The sequence below is a fragment of the Streptomyces sp. SS8 genome, from assembly GCF_054072955.1.
Genome location: NZ_JBSVCZ010000016.1, coordinates 1 through 18,928 on the forward strand (window position 1 = coordinate 1; position 18,928 = coordinate 18,928).

The following is an 18,928-nucleotide window of genomic DNA, read 5'->3' on the forward strand; positions in this document are numbered from 1 at the left end:
TGCTCCTCAGTAGTCCAGGCCCGTGTGTGCACCCGATCTTTTCACGATCGCACCGCGGGACAGGCCGTCCGTCCAGCAGGCGGGACGCCCGTCTCGGCCACCGGTCCCGTTCTCAGGCCGTACGCGCCGCCAGCGCGGCCTCGCCCGCCGCGCGCATCGCGACCAGCGGGGCCGGGGAGCGGCCGGTCATCATCTCGACCTGGAGGACCGCCTGGTGGACCAGGAGGTCCAGGCCGCCCAGGACCCGACCGCCGCGTGCGGACCAGGCGGCGGCCAGCGGGGTCGGCCAGGGCTCGTAGAGGACGTCGAAGAGGGTGCCGGGACGCTCGGGCACGGCCGCCGCCAGGGCGTCGGCGGCGCCCGCGGGCGTGGTGGCGATCACCAGCGGAGCGGTCAGCGCCCGCGGCGCGTCCGCCCAGTCGGCGGTCGTCACCGCCACGCCCAGCCGCTCGCCCCAGCCGCGCATCTCCTCGGCCCGCTCCCGGCTGCGGACGTACGCGGTGACCTCTCCGGCGCAGACCCGGGCGAGCGCCGCGAGCGCGGAGGAGGCCGTGGCCCCGGCACCCAGCACCGCGGCGTGCGGAACGCTTTCCACGCCGCGTTCGCGCAGCGCGGCGACCATGCCGGGGACGTCGGTGTTCTCACCGAGACGGCGGCCGTCCGCGGCGAAGACCACGGTGTTGACGGCCCCGACCGAGGCCGCGGTGGCGCCGACCTCGTCCAGCAGGGGGATGACGGCCCGCTTGAGCGGCATGGTCAGCGACAGCCCGGCCCACTGCCCGCCGCTCGCGGTGAGCTTCTCCAGGAACGGCGCGATGCCGTCCTCGTCCACCTCGAAGCGGTCGTACGACCAGTCGGTCAGGCCCATCTCCCGGTAGGCGGCCCGGTGGAGCACCGGGGAGAGGGAGTGCGCGATGGGCGATCCCAGGACCGCCGCGCGCCTTCCGGCCGGGCTCACTGGCCCTCCCCGTTCTTCTCCTGCTCCGCGTTGTACTTCTCCACGTGCCGGCTGTGTTCCTCGTAGGTGTCGGAGAAGACCGTGTTCTCCTCGGTGATCGACACGAAGTAGTACCAGCCCCCCTCGGCCGGCTCCACCGCCGCGTGCAGCGCCTCGGCGCCCGGGCTGTTGATCGGGCCGGGCGGCAGACCCTTCTTGGCGTAGGTGTTGTAGGGGTGGTCGAACTTGGCCATGGTGCTGGGCGAGGGCACGTCCAGGGTGTACTGGTTCTTGGCGTAGTTGTAGGTGGAGTCGAACTGCAGATAGCCGTTGGTCTCGGTGTTGCCCGGCTTCAGGCGGTTGTAGACCACGCGGGAGACCTTCACGAAGTCGTGCTTGTACTTGCCCTCCGCCTGCACCAGGCTGGCGACGGTGAGCACCTGGAGCGGCGACTCCAGCCCGAGCCGCTCCACATGGCCTTCCAGGTCCGCCTTCTCGAACTCCCGGTCGGCCCGCTCCACCATCTTCCTGAGCAGGTCCTCGGGCTCGGTCTTGTCGCCGACCGTGTACTTGGCCGGGAAGAGGAAGCCCTCGGGGTTGCCCTCGGCCCACTCGGGCAGGCCGATGTCGGCCTTCTCGGCGGCCTTCTCGGTGCTGCCCTCCTCCAGGCCGAGTTTCTCGTCGATCAGCGCGTAGATCTCCGAGGCCCGCTTGCCCTCGGCGATGATCAGGGCGTTCTGGCTGGAGGGGTCGAGCATCATCTCGATGGCCGCCGCCGAGGACATCTCCTTGCGGAGCATGTAGACGCCCGGCTGGATGCTCTGCGCCTTGGAGTTGGCCTGGGACGCCTCGACGAACCCCTGCCGGCTCTTGACCACTCCGGCCTTCTCCAGGATGGCGCCCATCTGTGCCAGCGTGCTGCCCTCGGGGATCTCCACCTGGGTGTCGCCCTTGCCCTGACCGGAGAAGTCGGGCGCGGCTGCGAATCGGCTCTGGTAGAAGTCGTAGGCGAAGTAGCCGGCCGTGCCGACGCCGCCGACCAGGACGAGGACGACGGTCAGGCAGGCGACACCGTTGCGGCCCTTCCTGCCGCCCTTGCCCTTGCCCCTGCGTCCGGACCGGCCGTCGCCCTCGTCGCCGTACTCGTCGTCGCCGTCGTCCGAGAAGAAGGCGTGCTCGCCCTGGTCCGGGCCCGGGTCCCAGCCGGTCTCCTCGTCGGGCCCGGGGCCGGGGTCCGGCTCGTCGCGGCGCCGCCCCTGCCGGGACGGCGAGGGCCGCTGCCCGTACTCCTCGTGCTGCCCGGGCTGTTCGGAGTGTCCGTGCTGCCCGGGGTGGCGCGAGTGGGCGTCCTGGGCTCCGGGGTGACCGGTGTGGTCGGCGTACTGCCCGCCGCCGTACGGGTCGCCCTGCTGCTGTTCCTGCTGCTGCCCGTAGGGATCGCCCTGCTGCTGGTGCTGGTGCCCGTACGGGTCGCCGTACTGCTGCTGGTGCTGCTGGCCGTAGGGGTCGCCCTGCTGCTGCCCCTGGTGCTGCCCGTAGGGATCGCCCTGGTGCTGCTCCTGGTGCTGCCCGTAGGGATCACCGTGCTGCTGGTGCTGGTGCCCGTACGGGTCGCCGTACTGCTGCTGGTGACCGTACTGCTGCCCGCCGCCCTGGGTGTCCCAGTCCTGCTGACCGTAGCCGGGCTGCTGGTGGCCCTGGTGCCGCTGGTGCTGGGGGTGGTACTGCTGCTGTCCGCCGTAGGTGTCCCAGTCGCCGTGCTGGGTCCCCTGCTGGGGTCCGTGGTGCGCTCCGTCGTTCCACCCCTGGTCCCCGTAGAGGGGGTCTTCGGGGTGCCACGGTTCGGAGCCGGTGCCCCGGCCATACTCAGTCATCGATCCCCTAGAGCCGTCGGACGGCAGCCGGTTGCGGTACTCACGGACGCCGCTGTCCGAACTGCCGTCTCCGGCGTACGGCTCGGTGTTCGAACGGCGCCGTCCGAAGCGGAACGTTACCGTACCGCTATCGGGCGGCCGTCTCGACGCACTCCCCCGGGGCCCGACCGGACACCCGCTCGGTCTCCAGGGCGCTCTGCAGGATGACCACGGCCGCGGCCTGGTCGATCCGGCCGCGCCCCTTCTTCGACGAGACGCCCGAGGCGCGCATGGACTGGGCCGCGGTGACGGTGCTCATCCGCTCGTCCACCAGGCGCACCGCCACCGGGGCGACGGCCTCGGCCAATCCCTGGGCGAAGGCCCTCACCCGGGCCGCGGCCGGGCCCTCGCGCCCGTTGAGGGAGCGGGGGAGCCCGACCACGACCTCCAGCGGCTCGTACTCCGCGACGAGTTCGGCCAGCCGGCGGCGGGCGGCCGGGACGTCGCGTCCCGGCACGGTCTCCACCGGTGTGGCCAGGAGCCCGTCGGGGTCGCAGGAGGCGACCCCGATCCGGGCGTCCCCGACGTCGACGGCCAGCCGCCTGCCGCGCCGCATCAGGCGGCCGCCACCAGGCGCTCGACGGCTGCGACGGCCTCGTCGACGGCCTCGGGGTTCTGGCCGCCGCCCTGGGCGACGTCCGGCTTGCCGCCGCCTCCGCCGCCGAGGGCCTTGGCGGCGGCGCGGACGAGGTCACCGGCCTTCAGACCGCGGTCGCGGGCGGCGTCGTTGGCGGCGATGACGGTCAGCGGACGGCCGTTCGCCACCGAGAACAGGGCCACCACGGCCGGGCGTCCGCCCTGGAGGCGGCCGCGCACGTCGAGGACGAGCTTGCGCAGGTCGTCGGCGGTCGTGCCGTCGGGGACCCGGGCGCCGACGAAGGCGGTCCCGTTGACGTCGCGGGCGGAGGAGGCAAGGCCCGCGGCGGCGGCCAGGACCTTCTCGGCGCGGAAGCGCTCGATCTCCTTCTCGGCGTCCCTCAGCTTGGCGAGCATCCCGGAGATCTTCTCCGGGAGCTCCTCGGGACGGCCCTTGAGCAGGTCGGTGAGCTGGGAGACCACCGTGTGCTCGCGGGCGAGGAAGTTGTAGGCGTCCACGCCGACCAGGGCCTCCACACGGCGCACACCGGAGCCGATGGAGGACTCGCCCAGCAGCTTCACCAGACCGAGCTGGGCGGTGTTGTGCACATGGGTGCCGCCGCACAGCTCCTTGGAGAAGTCTCCGATGGTCACCACGCGGACCCGGTCGCCGTACTTCTCGCCGAACTCGGCGATGGCGCCCTGCTTCCTGGCCTCCTCCATGCTCATCACCTCGGCCATGACGTCGAGTTCACGGGCGAGGACCTCGTTGATCCGCTGCTCGACGTCGGTGAGGACGGTGCCGGGCACGGCGGTCGGCGAGCCGAAGTCGAAGCGGAAGCGGCCCGGGGCGTTCTCGGAGCCGGCCTGGGCGGCCGTCGGGCCGAGCGCGTCGCGCAGCGCCTGGTGGGTGAGGTGGGTGGCGCTGTGGGCGCGGGCGATGGCCCGGCGGCGCTTGACGTCGATGGCGGCGTACGCCGAGGCGCCGACGGTGACCTCGCCGACCTGGACGGTGCCCTTGTGCACGGTGACGCCGGGCACCGGCTGCTGGACGTCGCGGACCTCGATGACGGCGCCGGAGTCCAGACGGATACGGCCGGTGTCGGGCTGCTGCCCGCCGCCCTCGGCGTAGAACGGGGTGCGGTCGAGCACGACCTCCACGTCGTCGCCCTCGGAGGCGGCCGGCGCGGGCAGGCCGTTCACCAGCAGGCCGACGACGGAGGTCTCGCCCTCGGTGTCGGTGTAGCCGGTGAAGACGGTGGTCCCGGCGGTGTCGGCGACCTCGCGGTAGGAGCTGAGGTCGGCGTGGCCGGTCTTCTTGGCCATGGCGTCGGCCTTGGCGCGCTCCCGCTGCTCCTTCATCAGGCGGCGGAAGCCCTCCTCGTCCACGGACAGGCCCTGCTCGGCGGCCATCTCCAGGGTGAGGTCGATGGGGAAGCCCCAGGTGTCGTGGAGCAGGAAGGCCTTCTCGCCGGGCAGGACGGCCCCGCCCGCGGCCTTGGTCTCGGTGACGGCGGTGTCGAGGATGTTGGTGCCGGCCTTGAGGGTCTTGAGGAAGGCGGCCTCCTCGGCGAGCGCGACGGTCTCGATGCGCTGCCGGTCGGTGAGCAGCTCGGGGTACTGCTCGCCCATGGTGCGCAGCACGGTGCTGGCCAGCTCGCCCACGACCGGCCGGTCGGCGCCCAGCAGGCGCATGTTGCGGATGGCGCGGCGCATGATGCGGCGCAGCACGTAGCCGCGGCCCTCGTTGCCGGGGGTGACGCCGTCGCCGATGAGCATCACGGAGGTGCGCATGTGGTCGGCGACCACGCGCAGGGAGACGTCGGTGTCCTCGGCGGCGCCGTAGCGCACGCCGGTCAGCCCGCCGGCCGTGTCGATGACCGCGCGCAGGGTGTCGGTCTCGTACATGTTGCGCACGCCCTGCAGGATCATCGCCAGGCGCTCCAGGCCGAGCCCGGTGTCGATGTTCTTGCTGGGCAGCTCGCCGAGGATCGGGTAGTCCTTGCCCCGGCCCGGCCCCCGCTCGTACTGCATGAAGACCAGGTTCCAGATCTCCACGTAGCGCTCGTCGTTGACGGCCGGGCCGCCCTCGGGGCCGAACTCCGGGCCGCGGTCGTAGTTGATCTCGGAGCAGGGGCCGCAGGGACCGGGCACGCCCATGTCCCAGTAGTTCTCCTCCTTGCCCAGGCGCTGGATCCGCTCGGCGGGGACGCCGACGACGTCGCGCCAGATGCGCTCGGCCTCGTCGTCCTCCTCGTAGACGGTGATCCACAGCTTCTCCGGCTCAAGGCCGTAGCCGCCCTTGTCCTGGGGTGTGGTGAGCAGCTCCCAGGCGAGCTTGGCGGCGCCCTCCTTGAAGTAGTCGCCGAAGGAGAAGTTGCCGCACATCTGGAAGAAGGTGCCGTGGCGGGTGGTCTTGCCGACCTCCTCGATGTCCGGGGTGCGCACGCACTTCTGCACGCTGACGGCGCGCTCGTACGGCGGGGTGGCCTCGCCCAGGAAGTACGGCTTGAAGGGCACCATTCCGGCGGGGACCAGCAGCAGCGTCGGGTCGTCCGCGATCAGCGACGCCGACGGCACGACGGTGTGCCCCCGCTCCTCGAAGAAGCGCAGCCAGCGGCGGCGGATTTCAGCCGACTCCATCAGTGGTCCTCATTCCGGTCGTACGGGTGGGTGGCTCCGAGGGCGGGGCGGTGCGGGGCCCGCCCGGCGATCCCCCGGCGTTCTTCTGCCTGGCCGGCGGCCCCGGGGTCGGCGGGGGCCGTCAGTCCCAGTGCGTCGTTCAACTCGATCTCCCGCTGTGCCATTCCGGCGCGGACGTCGAGCGCGAAGTCCTTCAGCCGGTGCCCGGCCGCCACGGCCTGGTCCGCCGCTCGTACGGCGAGGCTGTCGGGCGCGAGGCTGCGCAGCTTGCGGTTGACCTTGGTGGTGGCCCAGACGCCGGTGGCGGCGCCGGCACCGAACCAGAAGGCACGGCGGAACACGGTGGGATCAGTCCTTTCCGTCGCGGCGCCGGCCGGTCCCCCGGCGCGCGGCCGGCACGGACCGGCCCACGACGACGGAACGCCTCGACCGCGGCGGGTCGCTCCTGCGGCCGAGGGCGCGGCGCACTCCGTAACCGAACGCGGCGACCTTCACCAGCGGGCCGCCGAAGGCGGTGGAGACGGTGGAGGAGAGCGCCGAGGCGTTGGCGGTGACCTCCTGGACGTCGGAGGCGATGGCGTCCACCCGGCTGAGCTGGCTCTGCGCCGAGCGGACGGTCTCGGACGCCTCGGTGAGGAGGGGGACCGCACGCTCGGTCACGTCCGTCACCAGTCTGGTCGCCGCCTTGAGCGTCTGTGCGAGCCTCACCAGCACCACGGCGAGGAACGACACCAGGATCGCCCAGAAGACGGCCACCAGGAGGCCGGCCACCTCTCCACCGGACACGCTGCACCGCTTCCCTCGGGTCGTATGGGGTCGGCCGCCGCGTCCTGCGGTTCGTGGGGGTACCTGCCCACCGATCTCACGGGTGCGACGGCGGATACCGACCTTATCGCGCCGCGGGCCGTCGCCCGTACCGCAATTCCTTCCGGCCGGCGGGCGGGGCGGTGTGTGCGGCCGCGCGCCGCGTGCCGGGGCGGGCGGTACGCCGCGGCCCTCCTGCCGCGCGGCGCGGCGGGAGGGCCGGGGACCTGGAGGTCCGGGCGTCCGTGCCGCCCGGACCCGGGCGGCACGGGCAGGCCGGAGGATCAGCGGGCGTAGTACTCGACGACGAGCTGCTCGTCGCAGACGACCGGGATCTCCCTGCGGTTCGGGTCGCGGTCCAGGCGGAAGGCCAGCGCCTGGAGATTGACCTGGAGGTAGCGCGGGGTCTCGCCGTCGGGCGCGTAGCCGCCCTCGCGCGCCACCAGGAAGGGGTGCTTGGCGCGGCTGCGCTCGCGGACGGACACCACGTCGTCCGGGCGGACGCGGAAGGAGGGCTTGTCGACCTTGCGGCCGTTGACCTCGATGTGGCCGTGCACGACCATCTGGCGGGCCTGGTAGATGGTGCGGGCGATGCCCGAGCGCAGGACGAGCGCGTCCAGGCGGCGCTCCAGCTCGACGACCAGGGCCTCGCCCGTCTTGCCCTCGGCCTTGCGGGCACGGTCGTAGGCGCGGGCCATCTGGCGCTCGCTGATGTCGTACTGGGCGCGCAGCCGCTGCTTCTCCAGCAGCCGGACCTTGTAGTCGCTGTTCTGCTTGCGGCCCCGGCCGTGCTCGCCCGGCGGGTACGGGCGCTGCTCGAAGTACTTCACGGCCTTCGGGGTCAGCGCGATGCCGAGCGCACGCGACTTCTTGACCTTGGGACGCGACTGGTTCACGTTGAACGGACCTCCGTGTAATTTAGGTGAGCCTAACCTTAGCGGAGGAGAACGCATGTTTCGACCTGGGAGCCCCCTGCCCGGCACCGGTCCCGCACACGGCGGCGCCCCCGGCGGCAGTGCCGGAGCCGCCGCCGGGGCGGAGAGCGCGAGGAGGGGTCAGCCGCGTCCCGGGGCTGAGCCTGACACACGGCGGCCTGGAGCTGCCGAGCGGATGCGTACCCTCGTCGAGTCGAACGCCTCGGCCGCCCTGGTCATTCCCGGCGCTGACCCGGCCGGTCCGCAGTGGCCGGGCCAGGGCTGCTGCGAGTCCCGCGCCGTCACCCCCGAGGGGGACGTGCTCCTGCTGGTCCCGGCCGCCTCCCCGGCCGCCCGGGCCGCGGCCCACGCCCGGGACGGCGAGCTGGCCGCCGTGATGGAGATCACGGACGTGGCCCCCGTCGCGGTGCCCCACCGCGTTCGCGGCCGGGCCGGGGTGGCGGGCTGGCTCACCCCCGTGCCCGGCGGCGAGCGGGCGGCCTGCGCCCGGTTGCTGGCCGGGCGGCATCCCTCGGGGCCCCTTCCCGGCGCCGCGTGGACACCGCTGCGCCTGGAGGTCGGCGAGGGGTGGATCGGCGATCTGTGGGGCGAGGGGCACGTCGAGCCGGACGAGTTCGCCGCCGCGTCGCCCGACCCCCTGGCACGCCACGAGGCCGAGCTCCTTCAGCACCTGGCCGCCGCCCACGGCGACCTGCTGCGCGGGTTGTGCTCGCTGCTGGGCGAGCGGGAGCGGGCCTGCGGCGCCTGGGAGGCCGTGGTGCCCGTGGCCCTGGACCGCTTCGGACTGCGGGTGCGGTTCCGTGCGGACGGGCGGAGCTTCGACGCCCTCTTCGACTTCCCCCGGCCGGTACGGGACGCCTCCGGGCTGCGCCACGCGATCCGGGCCCTGTTCGAGGCCGGCTCCACGCCCTGACCGGGCCAAAGGCGCCGTGGGGAGGACCGCGAGGCCCGGCGGTCCGCCGGGGCCTGCCGGCCCCTCAGGGCCTGTCCGGCGGCGCCCCCTCCTCCCGCGGTTCCTCCCGCAGCCGGGCCCGCACCCGCTCCGCCACCTCGGCGTACCGGGCCTCCGCCCCGTACCGCGTCGGCTCGTAGTAGCGCCTGCCGTGGACGCCGTCCGGGGCGTACTGCTGCGCGGCGATGCCGCCGGGCATGTCGTGCGGGTACCGGTACCCCTCGCCGTGGCCCATCTTCCTCGCGCCCTGGTAGTGGCCGTCGCGCAGATGCCGCGGCACGGGGCCGGCCAGGCCCGCCCGTACGTCCGCCAGGGCCGCGTCGATCGCCAGATAGGCGGCGTTGGACTTCGGGGCGAGGGCCAGGGCCACGGTCGCCTGGGCGAGTGTGATCCGCGCCTCGGGGAAGCCGATCATCGCCACCGCCTGGGCCGCGGCCACGGCGGTCTGCAGTGCGGTGGGGTCGGCCAGGCCGATGTCCTCGCTGGCGGAGATCATCAGCCGCCGGGCGATGAAGCGCGGGTCCTCCCCCGCCTCGATCATCCGGGCCAGGTAGTGCAGGGCCGCGTCCACGTCCGAACCGCGGATGGACTTGATGAGCGCGCTGGCCACGTCGTAGTGCTGGTCGCCGTCGCGGTCGTACTTCACCGCCGCCCGGTCGACGGCATCCTCCAGCGTCGCCAGGGTGATCTCGCCCTCGCCCTTGTCCAGGGCCGCGCCCGCGCCCGCCTCCAGCGCGGTGAGCGCACGGCGCGCGTCGCCGCCGGCTATCCGCAGCAGATGCGCCTCGGCGTCCCCCGGCAGCTCCACCGAACCGCCCAGCCCGCGCTCGTCGGCGACCGCCCGGCGCAGCAGCCCGCGCAGGTCGTCGTCGGTCAGCGGCTCCAGGGTGAGCAGCAGCGAGCGGGACAGCAGTGGGGAGATCACCGAGAAGTACGGGTTCTCCGTCGTCGCCGCGACGAGGGTGACCCAGCGGTTCTCCACCGCCGGCAGCAGCGAGTCCTGCTGCGCCTTGCTGAAGCGGTGGATCTCGTCCAGGAACAGCACGGTGTCCTTGCCGTAGGCGCCCGACGAGCGCCGCGCGCCGTCGATGACGGCCCGGACCTCCTTGACCCCGGCGGTGATGGCCGACAGCTCCGTGAAGCGCTTGTCGGTGGCCCTGCTGACGACGTGGGCCAGGGTCGTCTTGCCGGTGCCCGGCGGCCCCCACAGGATCACCGACGACGGCCCCGCGGGCCCCTTCCCGCCCTCGCCGACCAGGCGGCGCAGCGGGGAGCCGGGGCGCAGCAGGTGCTGCTGGCCGACGACCTCGTCGAGGGTGCGCGGGCGCATCCGGACCGCCAGGGGCGAGGCGGAGGGGTCCTTCTCCTGGCGCTCCTCGGCGGCGGCGGTGAACAGATCCGGTTCCACGGAACGCAACCCTAAGTCACGCCGCCGACAGCCACGGCCGACGGCGGCGGCATCCGGGAGCGCGACGGCCGGAAGTTCCACCAGCGGGTCAGGATCAGCATGCCGATGATGCCGATGTGGACCGCCGGGATCACCCAGTGGAACTCCCGCACACCCTCGCGCAGCCAGGCCGGGGCGGGCAGGAAGCCGTTGTGGATGTTGCGGAAGGTCGTGTACCAGAACATCAGCAGGGTGGCGACCCAGGCCAGGTTGCACCACAGGCACAGCGCGCCGATGTTGTACAGCGACTGGTACATCAGCCAGGTGCAGAAACCGACGCCGAAGAGCATGCCGGCGTTCATCGTCAGCCAGTACCAGCGCGGGAAGCGCGCCCCGGCCAGCAGGCCCATGCCGACGGCGACGATCATGCCGTAGGTGACCAGGCCGAGCACCGGGTTGGGGAAGCCGAACGCCTCCGCCTGGGCGCTCTCCATGATGTTCCCGCAGGAGACCACCGGGTTCAGATCGCACGCCATGTCCAGCGTGTCCCCGGCGAGCTCGGCCTCCAGCAGCCTGAACTTGTCGACCGTGATCACCCAGGCGGCGAGCACCCCGGCCAGGCCGGTGATCACCAGCAGCAGGGCGTAGGCGCGGCCCGCGCCCACGGCGCCCCGTGCGGGCGGCCCGCCGCCGTCGTCGCCGGTGCGGGCCGCTTCGTCCCGGGGTGCCGTGGTCGTCGTCATGGTCGAGTCATCCCGTCGTCTCAGGTGGGGTTCTTCATTGTGCACAACGCACAACGAGTCAGGCGAGCTTCCGTCGCAGTTCCGCCACCACACCGTCCAGCGGCACCGGGACCTGCTCGCCGCTGTCGAGGTCCTTGACCTGTACGACCCCCTCGGCCAGATCCCGCTCCCCGGCCACGACGGCGTACGCCGCCCCCGAGCGGTTGGCCGACTTCATGCCGTTCTTCAGACCGCGGCCGCCGTACGCGAAGTCCGTCGCGATCCCCTGCCGGCGCAGCTCGGTGACCACGCCGAACAGCGCGCGCCGCGCCTCCTCGCCCAGCGGTACGGCGAAGACCTGGGTGCGCGAGGGCGCCGGGAGCTCCACGCCCTCGGCCCGCAGGGCCAGGACCGTGCGGTCCACGCCCAGCGCCCAGCCCACCGAGGGCAGCGGCGGGCCGCCGATCATCTCCGACAGACCGTCGTAACGGCCGCCGCCGCCGACGGCGGACTGCGAGCCGAGCCCGTCGTGGACGAACTCGAAGGTGGTGCGGGTGTAGTAGTCCAGGCCGCGCACCAGCTTCTGGTCGTCCTCGAACTCCACCCCGGCCGCCGTCAGCAGCCCGCGCACCTGCTCGTGGTACTCCTTGCACGCCTCGCACAGGTGGTCGGGCATCATCGGCGCGCCGGTGAGCTGCTTCTGCACGGCCTCGCGCTTGTCGTCCAGCACACGCAGCGGGTTGATCTCGACGCGGGCGCGGGTGTCCTCGTCCAGGTCGAGTCCGCGCAGGAAGTCCTGGAGGGCCGCGCGGTAGACCGGGCGGCACTCGCGGTCGCCCAGGGAGTTCAGCAGCAGCCGGAAGTTCCTCAGCCCCAGCGAGCGGTACGCGTCCACCGCCAGGATGATCAGCTCGGCGTCCAGTGCCGGGTCCTCGGCGCCCAGCGCCTCGGCACCGACCTGGGAGAAGTGCCGGTAGCGGCCGGCCTGGGGTCGCTCGTAGCGGTACTGCGAGCCTGAGTACCAGACCTTCACCGGCAGCGCGCCGCGGTGCAGGTTGTGCTCCAGCACGGCGCGGACGACCGGCGCGGTGCCCTCGGGGCGCAGCGCCAGGCGGCTGCCTCCCTTGGTGGTGAGGGTGTACATCTCCTTGGTCACGATGTCGGTGGACTCGCCGACACCGCGGGCGAACAGCTCGACGTTCTCGAAGCCGGGCGTCTCGATGTAGCCGTAGCCGGCGCGCCGCAGCGGCGCGGAGATCGCCTCGCGCACCGCCAGGTAGTCGGCCGACTCCGGAGGGATCAGGTCGTAGGTGCCCTTGGGGGCGGAGAAGGTGCTCACGTCTTCTTCGTCGTCACATTCCTCGTCGCGGGGCGGCGGTGCCGCCTCCCGTTCCGAACGGGCCGCCGGCGGCCACCTCCCGCAGGAACGGGTTGGTGGCGCGTTCGCGGCCGATGGTGGTCTGGGGGCCGTGGCCGGACAGCACCACGGTCGAGTCGTCCAGGGGCAGGCACACGCGTGCCAGCGACCGCAGGATCTCGGCGTGGTCGCCGCCGGGCAGGTCGGTGCGTCCGATGGAGCCGGCGAACAGCAGGTCGCCCGAGAACAGCACCGGCGGGACGTCGGCCTGCCCGGGCGTCCGGAAGGTCACCGACCCCCTGGTATGGCCCGGCGCGTGCGAGACGGTCAGCTCCAGCCCGGCCAGGGACAGCACGGCGCCGTCGGCCAGCTCCTCCACGTCGTCCGGCTCCCCCACGGAGAGCTCGCCCATCAGCGGCTGCCCGATGGAGCGGCCCAGCCACTTCTCGGGGTCGCTCATCATCTCCCGGTCCTCCGGGTGGATCCAGGCGGGCACACCGTGCGCGCCGCACACCGGGACCACGGAGGCCACGTGGTCGATGTGGCCGTGGGTGAGGACGACGGCGACCGGCTTGAGGCGGTGCTTGGCTATGGCCTCCTCGACGCCTTCGGCGGCCTGGTGGCCCGGGTCGATGATCACGCACTCCTCGCCCGCGGCGGGGGCGACCAGATAGCAGTTGGTCCCCCAGGCCCCGGCGGGGAACCCGGCAATGAGCACGATCGTCCTTCGGTCGTCCGGCAGGGGATGCCGCGGCCGTCAAAACCGGCCGCGGGCAGCGGTTACAGAGCCTACCGGCGACGGGACGGAGCCCGCGAACCCGTATCCCGTATACCGTACGGCCCAAGCTGTGGCACACGTGTGCGTACGCACGCCTCGTACAGAACGCCCCGAAGGATTCGAAGGAGACGATCCGTGGTCAGCAGTGAGCAGCGGCGCAAGCAGCTCGCCCGCGAGAAGTACCTGCGTCAGCAGCAGAGGCGGGCCGAGGCACGGCGCAAGGGGCGGATCCGCAACGCCTCCATCGCGGGCGGCCTGGCCCTGGTCCTGGCGGCCGGCGGCGCCTACGCGGCCGCGGGCGGCCTGGCGGCGGACGACGAGAAGACCGACAACGCCTCCGCCGAGCCCTCCGCCCCGCCCACCAGCAAGGCCCCGGACCCGTGCGAGAAGCCGGCGAAGGGCGAGCCGAGCGGGAAGCACTGGAAGAAGGAGCCGAAGATGTCGATCGACACCTCGGCCACCTACACGATGAAGCTGGAGACCACCTGCGGCGACATCGAGATCGAGATGGACGCCGCCAAGACGCCGCGCACCGTGAACTCCTTCGAGTTCCTGGCCGGTGAGGGCTATCTCGACCACTCCCCGTGCCACCGCCTGGTCGACCAGGGCATCTACGTGCTGCAGTGCGGCGACCCGACCGGCACCGGCACCGGCATGTCGAAGGACGGCAAGGTCCAGCAGCCCGGCTACTCGATCCCGGACGAGAACCTCGACGACCCGAAGGTGAAGAAGGGCACCTATCCGGCGGGCACGGTCGCCATGGCCAACCGGTACAACGCCCAGACCGAGGAGGGCCGGGACACCGGCGGCAGCCAGTTCTTCCTGGTCTACCAGGACAGCCAGCTCCCCCCGGACTACACCCCCTTCGGAACCGTCACCGAGGGCATGGACGTTCTGGAGAAGATCGCCGAAGCCGGTATGACGCCGGACCCGCAGACGGGCAACACCAAGCCGAACGCGACCGTGGTGATCGACAAGGCGACGGTGCGGAAGAAGTGATCCGCGGCGGCCGGTGCCCCGTCCGTGCCCGGAGCGGTCGGTCCGGGCGGCCGCTCCGGGCGGTCCCGGGAGCGGATTTCGGTCGCCCGGGATGCGGACAGGGCGGGCACCGGTCGCCTATGTTTGGCGTTGTAGGGGGTGCCTGCGCCGACGGTCGGGCAGACCCTCCGGCCGGGCCGGTCGCATCCGGCCGCCGGCCGTATGACAACTGTGGACGATGCCGGGGAGCGCACGCCTCCCGTCGGCATCATGTGGAGGAGGCGCTGTGAGCAGCGACCCGTGGGGCCGCGTCGACGAGACGGGGACCGTTTACGTGCGTACCGCCGACGGCGAGAAGGCCGTCGGCTCGTGGCAGGCCGGAGCCCCCGAGGAGGCCCTGGCCTACTTCGAGCGCAAGTACGACGGCCTGGTCGTGGAGATCGACCTCCTTGAGCGCCGGGTGAGGACCACCGACCTGTCGGCCAAGGACGCCCTGGCCGCCGTCGGGCACCTGCGGCAGCAGGTCGACCAGGCGCACGCGGTGGGCGACCTGGAGGCCCTGGGCAGGCGGCTGGACCAGCTCACCGAGCTGATCGAGACCCGCCGGGAGGAGCGCAGGGCGGCCCGGGCCCGGCAGGCCGAGGAGGCGCGCAAGGCCAAGGAGGCGCTGGTCGCCGAGGCCGAGGAACTCGCCGCCAGCGACCAGTGGCGGGCCGCCGGGGAGCGGCTGCGTGCCCTGGTGGACACCTGGAAGGGCCTGCCCCGGCTGGACCGCAAGTCCGACGACGAGCTGTGGCACCGCTTCTCGCACGCCCGCTCGGCCTTCTCCAAGCGGCGCAAGGCCCACTTCGCCTCGCTGGACGCGCAGCGCGAGGAGGCCCGGCGGCGCAAGGAGAAGCTGGTCGCCGAGGCCGAGGCCCTGTCCGGCTCGACGGACTGGGGCCCGACGGCCGCCCGTTACCGCGAGCTGATGCAGGACTGGAAGGCCGCGGGCCGGGCCCAGCGCGAGCACGAGGACAAGCTGTGGCAGCGCTTCCGCGGCGCCCAGGACGTCTTCTTCGCCGCCCGCGGCGAGGTCTTCGCCGAGCGGGACGCCGAGCAGCGGGAGAACCTGGCCCGCAAGGAGGAGCTGGCCGCCGAGGCGGAGAAGCTGCTCCCGGTCACCGATCTGAAGGCGGCCCGTGCGGCCTTCCGCGCGATCAACGAGCGCTGGGACGCCGTCGGCCATGTGCCCCGGGACGCCCGGGCCGGGATCGAGGGCCGGATGCACGCGGTGGAGCGGGCGATCCAGGAGGCCGAGGAGGCCGAGTGGCGCCGTACCAACCCCGAGGCCCGGGCGCGGGCGGAGGGGCTGACCGGCCAGCTCCAGGACGCCGTGGACAAGCTCCGCGCGCAGATCGACAAGGCCCACGCCTCCGGCAACACCGCCAAGGCCCAGAAGCTGGAGCGGGAGCTGGAGGGCCGGCAGGCTCTGCTGGACCAGGCCCTCAAGGGGCTGCGGGAGTTCAGCGGCTGAGGAGACGGAACGCGTGACGGGGGCGGCCCCGGCGCCTTCGGGGATGAAGGCGCCGGGGCCGCCCCCGTGTCCGTGCGGGCTGTCCGTGCCGGGCTACGACCGGCGGGCCGAGGTGACGCGGTAGACGTCGTAGACGCCCTCCACCCCGCGTACCGCCTTCAGCACGTGCCCGAGGTGCTTGGGGTCGCCCATCTCGAAGGTGAAGCGGGAGATGGCCACCCGGTCCCGGGAGGTCTGGACGGCCGCGGAGAGGATGTTGACGTGCTGGTCGGACAGCACGCGGGTGACGTCCGACAGCAGCCGGGAGCGGTCCAGCGCCTCGACCTGGATGGCGACCAGGAAGACCGAGGACTGGGTCGGCGCCCACTCGACCTCCAGCATCCGCTCCGGCTCGCGCGAGAGCGAGTCGACGTTGACGCAGTCGGCGCGGTGGACGGAGACCCCGTTGCCGCGGGTGACGAACCCCAGGATCGGGTCGCCGGGCACGGGGGTGCAGCAGCGGGCCAGCTTGACCCACACGTCCTCCACGCCCTTGACGATCACGCCCGGATCCGTGCTGGAGCGCCGCTTGGCGCGCCGGCGCATGGGCGGGGCGGTCTCGGCGATGTCCTCGTTGGCGGCCTCCTCGCCCCCGATGGCCTGGATCAGTTTCTGGACGACGTTCTGCGCGGAGACATGGCCCTCGCCGATGGCGGCGTAGAGCGCCGAGATGTCGGGGTAGCGCATCTCGTGCGCCTGGGTGACCAGGGAGTCGCCGGTGAGGATGCGCTGGATCGGCAGGTTCTGCTTGCGCATGGCCCGCACGATGGCGTCCTTGCCCTGCTCGATGGCCTCCTCGCGGCGCTCCTTGGAGAACCAGGCGCGGATCTTGTTGCGGGCGCGCGGCGACTTGACGAAGCTCAGCCAGTCGCGGGAGGGGCCGGCGCCGGGCGACTTGGAGGTGAAGACCTCCACCAGGTCGCCGTTGTCCAGAGTGGACTCCAGCGGCACCAGGCGCCCGTTGACGCGGGCGCCGATGGTGCGGTGGCCGACCTCGGTGTGGACGGCGTAGGCGAAGTCCACGGGGGTGGCACCCGCCGGGAGCGCTATGACGTCGCCCTTGGGCGTGAAGACGAAGACCTCGTTGCGCGAGAGGTCGAAGCGCAGCGACTCCAGGAACTCGCCCGGGTCCTCGGTCTCCTTCTGCCAGTCCAGCAGCTGCCGCAGCCACGCCATGTCGTTGACGGCGTCGCCCTTCTTCGCGGGCGCGTCGGTGCGGACCTTGGAGGCGCCGGCGACGGCCTCCTGCTTGTACTTCCAGTGCGCGGCGATGCCGTACTCGGCGCGGCGGTGCATGTCGTAGGTGCGGATCTGCAGCTCGACCGGCTTGCCGCCGGGCCCGATGACCGTCGTGTGCAGCGACTGGTACATGTTGAACTTGGGCATCGCGATGTAGTCCTTGAACCGCCCCGGCACCGGGTTCCACCGGGCGTGGACGGTCCCCAGCGCCGCGTAGCAGTCGCGGACGGTGTCGACCAGGACGCGGATGCCCACCAGGTCGTAGATCTCGGCGAAGTCTCGGCCCCGCACGATCATCTTCTGGTAGACGCTGTAGTAGTGCTTGGGGCGGCCGGTGACGGTCGCCTTGATGCGGGCGCCGCGCAGGTCGGCCTGGACCTCGTCGATGACGGTCGCCAGGTACTCGTCACGCTTGGGCGCGCGTTCGGCGACCAGGCGGACGATCTCGTCGTACATCTTGGGGTAGAGGATCGCGAAGGCGAGGTCCTCCAGCTCCCACTTGATGGTGTTCATGCCCAGGCGGTGGGCGAGCGGGGCGTAGATCTCCAGCGTCTCGCGGGCCTTCTGCTCCTGCTTCTCCCGCTTGAGGTAGCGCATGGTGCGCATGTTGTGCAGGCGGTCGGCGAGCTTGATGACCAGCACCCTGGGGTCCTTGGCCATGGCGACGACCATCTTGCGGACCGTCTCGGCCTGGGCCGCCTCACCGAACTTGACCTTGTCCAGCTTGGTGACGCCGTCCACCAGCAGGGCCACCTGGTCGCCGAAGTCGCGGCGCAGGGTGTCCAGACCGTACTCGGTGTCCTCGACGGTGTCGTGCAGCAGGCCCGCCATCAGAGTGGCCGGATCCATGCCCAGCTCGGCGAGGATGGTGGTGACGGCCAGCGGATGGGTGATGTACGGGTCGCCGCTCTTGCGCTTCTGCCCGCGGTGCCACCGCTCGGCGACCTGGTAGGCGCGCTCGATCTGTCGCAGCGTGGCGGTGTCGGACTTGGGGTCGTTGCTGCGGACGATCCGCAGCAGCGGCTCCAGCACGGGGTTGTAGGGGCTGGAGCGCTGGACGCCGAGGCGGGCCAGGCGGGCGCGGACGCGGTTGGAGGAGCCCGAGCGCCCGGAGACGCCCGAGACGGCGCGGGTGGCCGAGACCTTCTCCCGGGCGACCGCGTCGTCGCGCTTTCCGCCCGCCGGCGAAGCGGTGGACGGCGACGGTTTCGGGGTGCCGCCTCGCTTGCCGGCCGCGGTGGCGCCCGCAGTGGAGGGCCTCGCCGGCTTGCCGGCGTCCTGCTGCTGCGCTGCGGTGAGCGGCTTGGCCTCGTCTGGCAAGGGCAACTCCTCGGTGGGCCCCTCCTCGCCGACGGCGTGCGGAGGGCGGTTCCGGCCGGGAACAGGCCGGACTGCCATGGTATCCACCCCTGCCCCGGAACGAGCCGGGCGCCGGTGCGGGGCGGCGCCGGGTGTCGGGGGGCGGGGGCAGGTGCCGGACGCCTTCGAGGGTGTCACAGGCAAAGGACCGGGCGCGACGCGGGGGACGGCCCGGAGTGCTCCGGGCCGTCCCCCGCGCGAAATCGGTGCCGCGGTGGCACCGGCCGCTCTCAGACGGTGATCACCACGTCCAGCGGAGCGCCCTCCAGCGCGGCCTCCAGCCTGGTCCGGCCGGGCAGGAAGCCCAGCTCCATCAGGACCGCGACCCCGGCGACCTGCGCCCCGGAGCGGCGGATCAGGCGCAGCGACGCCTCGGCGGTGCCGCCGGTGGCCAGCACGTCGTCGATCACCAGCACCCGGTCCTCGGGGCTGAGGTCCTCGGCGTGGATCTCGATCTCGGCGCTGCCGTACTCCAGCTCGTACGCCTGCGCCAGGGTGGCGCCGGGCAGCTTGCCCGCCTTGCGCACGGGGACGAAGCCGATGCCCGCCCGTACCGCCGCCGGGGCAGCCAGGATGAAGCCGCGTGCTTCCAGGCCCACCACCTTGGTGGCGCCGCGCTCCCGGGCGAGGCCGGCCAGCGCGTCGGTGAGGGCGGTGAAGGCCTCGGGGTCGGCCAGGAGCGGGGTGATGTCCTTGAACAGCACTCCCGGCTTGGGGTAGTCGGGCACGTCGCGGATCCTGCTGAGCAGCAGGCCGCGCAGCGACTCGAAGTCGGCGGTGACGGAGATCATCG

Annotated in this window: 16 protein-coding genes; 3 read left to right on the forward strand and 13 right to left on the reverse strand. The window is 72.6% G+C overall.

The window, feature by feature from the left end; translation table 11 throughout:
• Positions 1-112: 112 nt before the first annotated feature.
• The 7 genes from ACW69E_RS16620 to rpsD form a co-directional block, all read right to left on the reverse strand.
• The gene (locus ACW69E_RS16620; protein WP_457499030.1) at positions 113-958 is read right to left on the reverse strand and encodes a shikimate dehydrogenase; all 846 of its coding nucleotides are present in this window, start codon (positions 956-958) and stop codon (positions 113-115) included.
• Positions 955-2,811: an endolytic transglycosylase MltG gene (mltG, locus tag ACW69E_RS16625; RefSeq protein ID WP_457499031.1), complete on the reverse strand. Its 1,857-nt coding sequence runs from the start codon at positions 2,809-2,811 to the stop codon at positions 955-957. Before mltG ends, ACW69E_RS16620 begins: the two co-directional genes overlap by 4 nt.
• 127 nt (positions 2,812-2,938) lie before the next feature.
• Positions 2,939-3,406 (reverse strand): Holliday junction resolvase RuvX, encoded by a 468-nt coding sequence (gene ruvX / locus ACW69E_RS16630; RefSeq protein ID WP_457499032.1) that lies wholly within the window; start codon positions 3,404-3,406, stop codon positions 2,939-2,941.
• Positions 3,406-6,069 (reverse strand): alanine--tRNA ligase, encoded by a 2,664-nt coding sequence (gene alaS / locus ACW69E_RS16635; protein ID WP_457499033.1) that lies wholly within the window; start codon positions 6,067-6,069, stop codon positions 3,406-3,408. Before alaS ends, ruvX begins: the two co-directional genes overlap by 1 nt.
• Positions 6,069-6,410 carry a DUF6167 family protein gene (locus tag ACW69E_RS16640; protein WP_093850789.1) on the reverse strand — a complete coding sequence of 114 codons (342 nt, stop codon included), beginning with the start codon at positions 6,408-6,410 and terminating at the stop codon, positions 6,069-6,071. Before ACW69E_RS16640 ends, alaS begins: the two co-directional genes overlap by 1 nt.
• Positions 6,411-6,417: 7 nt before the next feature.
• A complete protein-coding gene (locus tag ACW69E_RS16645) occupies positions 6,418-6,855 on the reverse strand; it encodes a DUF948 domain-containing protein (RefSeq protein ID WP_412720382.1) in 438 nt (145 codons plus the stop codon).
• Positions 6,856-7,157: 302 nt separating this feature from the next.
• Positions 7,158-7,769: a 30S ribosomal protein S4 gene (rpsD, locus tag ACW69E_RS16650; protein ID WP_457499034.1), complete on the reverse strand. Its 612-nt coding sequence runs from the start codon at positions 7,767-7,769 to the stop codon at positions 7,158-7,160.
• Positions 7,770-7,983: 214 nt separating this feature from the next.
• Between rpsD and ACW69E_RS16655 the strand changes: the two genes are divergently transcribed.
• Positions 7,984-8,721 (forward strand): DUF2470 domain-containing protein, encoded by a 738-nt coding sequence (locus ACW69E_RS16655; protein ID WP_457499035.1) that lies wholly within the window; start codon positions 7,984-7,986, stop codon positions 8,719-8,721.
• 64 nt (positions 8,722-8,785) lie between these two features.
• On the opposite strand, the gene ACW69E_RS16660 is transcribed toward ACW69E_RS16655, so the two are convergent.
• The 4 genes from ACW69E_RS16660 to ACW69E_RS16675 are packed head-to-tail and all read right to left on the reverse strand — an operon-like array spanning position 8,786 to position 12,944.
• Positions 8,786-10,168 carry a replication-associated recombination protein A gene (locus ACW69E_RS16660; RefSeq protein WP_457499036.1) on the reverse strand — a complete coding sequence of 461 codons (1,383 nt, stop codon included), beginning with the start codon at positions 10,166-10,168 and terminating at the stop codon, positions 8,786-8,788.
• 11 nt (positions 10,169-10,179) lie between these two features.
• On the reverse strand, positions 10,180-10,890 hold the full coding sequence (locus ACW69E_RS16665) for a vitamin K epoxide reductase family protein (protein ID WP_457499037.1): 711 nt from the start codon (positions 10,888-10,890) through the stop codon (positions 10,180-10,182).
• Positions 10,891-10,948: 58 nt separating this feature from the next.
• The gene (hisS, locus tag ACW69E_RS16670; protein ID WP_457499038.1) at positions 10,949-12,208 is read right to left on the reverse strand and encodes a histidine--tRNA ligase; all 1,260 of its coding nucleotides are present in this window, start codon (positions 12,206-12,208) and stop codon (positions 10,949-10,951) included.
• Positions 12,209-12,221: 13 nt separating this feature from the next.
• Complete coding sequence (locus tag ACW69E_RS16675; RefSeq protein ID WP_457499039.1) at positions 12,222-12,944, reverse strand: MBL fold metallo-hydrolase; 723 nt, start codon at positions 12,942-12,944, stop codon at positions 12,222-12,224.
• Positions 12,945-13,139: 195 nt separating this feature from the next.
• On the opposite strand from ACW69E_RS16675, the gene ACW69E_RS16680 reads away from it, so the two are divergent.
• Complete coding sequence (locus ACW69E_RS16680; protein WP_457499040.1) at positions 13,140-14,003, forward strand: peptidylprolyl isomerase; 864 nt, start codon at positions 13,140-13,142, stop codon at positions 14,001-14,003.
• A gap of 265 nt (positions 14,004-14,268) precedes the next feature.
• Positions 14,269-15,498, forward strand: coding sequence for a DUF349 domain-containing protein (locus ACW69E_RS16685; RefSeq protein ID WP_457499041.1), 1,230 nt, complete (start codon positions 14,269-14,271; stop codon positions 15,496-15,498).
• A gap of 93 nt (positions 15,499-15,591) precedes the next feature.
• Here the strand turns inward: ACW69E_RS16685 and ACW69E_RS16690 are convergent, their stop codons facing one another.
• Both ACW69E_RS16690 and ACW69E_RS16695 read right to left on the reverse strand, forming a co-directional pair.
• Positions 15,592-18,096, reverse strand: coding sequence for a RelA/SpoT family protein (locus ACW69E_RS16690; RefSeq protein ID WP_457499042.1), 2,505 nt, complete (start codon positions 18,094-18,096; stop codon positions 15,592-15,594).
• Between the two features lie 269 nt (positions 18,097-18,365).
• Positions 18,366-18,926 carry an adenine phosphoribosyltransferase gene (locus ACW69E_RS16695; RefSeq protein WP_457499043.1) on the reverse strand — a complete coding sequence of 187 codons (561 nt, stop codon included), beginning with the start codon at positions 18,924-18,926 and terminating at the stop codon, positions 18,366-18,368.
• Between the last annotated feature and the right edge of the window lie 2 nt (positions 18,927-18,928).

Coding starts and splice junctions, on each gene's coding strand:
- ACW69E_RS16655 (WP_457499035.1), top strand. CDS start 7,984: ATGCGTACCCTCGTCGAGTCGAACGCCTCGGCCGCCCTGGTCATTCCC.
- ruvX (WP_457499032.1), bottom strand. CDS start 3,406: ATGCGGCGCGGCAGGCGGCTGGCCGTCGACGTCGGGGACGCCCGGATC.
- alaS (WP_457499033.1), bottom strand. CDS start 6,069: ATGGAGTCGGCTGAAATCCGCCGCCGCTGGCTGCGCTTCTTCGAGGAG.
- ACW69E_RS16665 (WP_457499037.1), bottom strand. CDS start 10,890: ATGACGACGACCACGGCACCCCGGGACGAAGCGGCCCGCACCGGCGAC.
- ACW69E_RS16695 (WP_457499043.1), bottom strand. CDS start 18,926: ATGATCTCCGTCACCGCCGACTTCGAGTCGCTGCGCGGCCTGCTGCTC.
- mltG (WP_457499031.1), bottom strand. CDS start 2,811: ATGACTGAGTATGGCCGGGGCACCGGCTCCGAACCGTGGCACCCCGAA.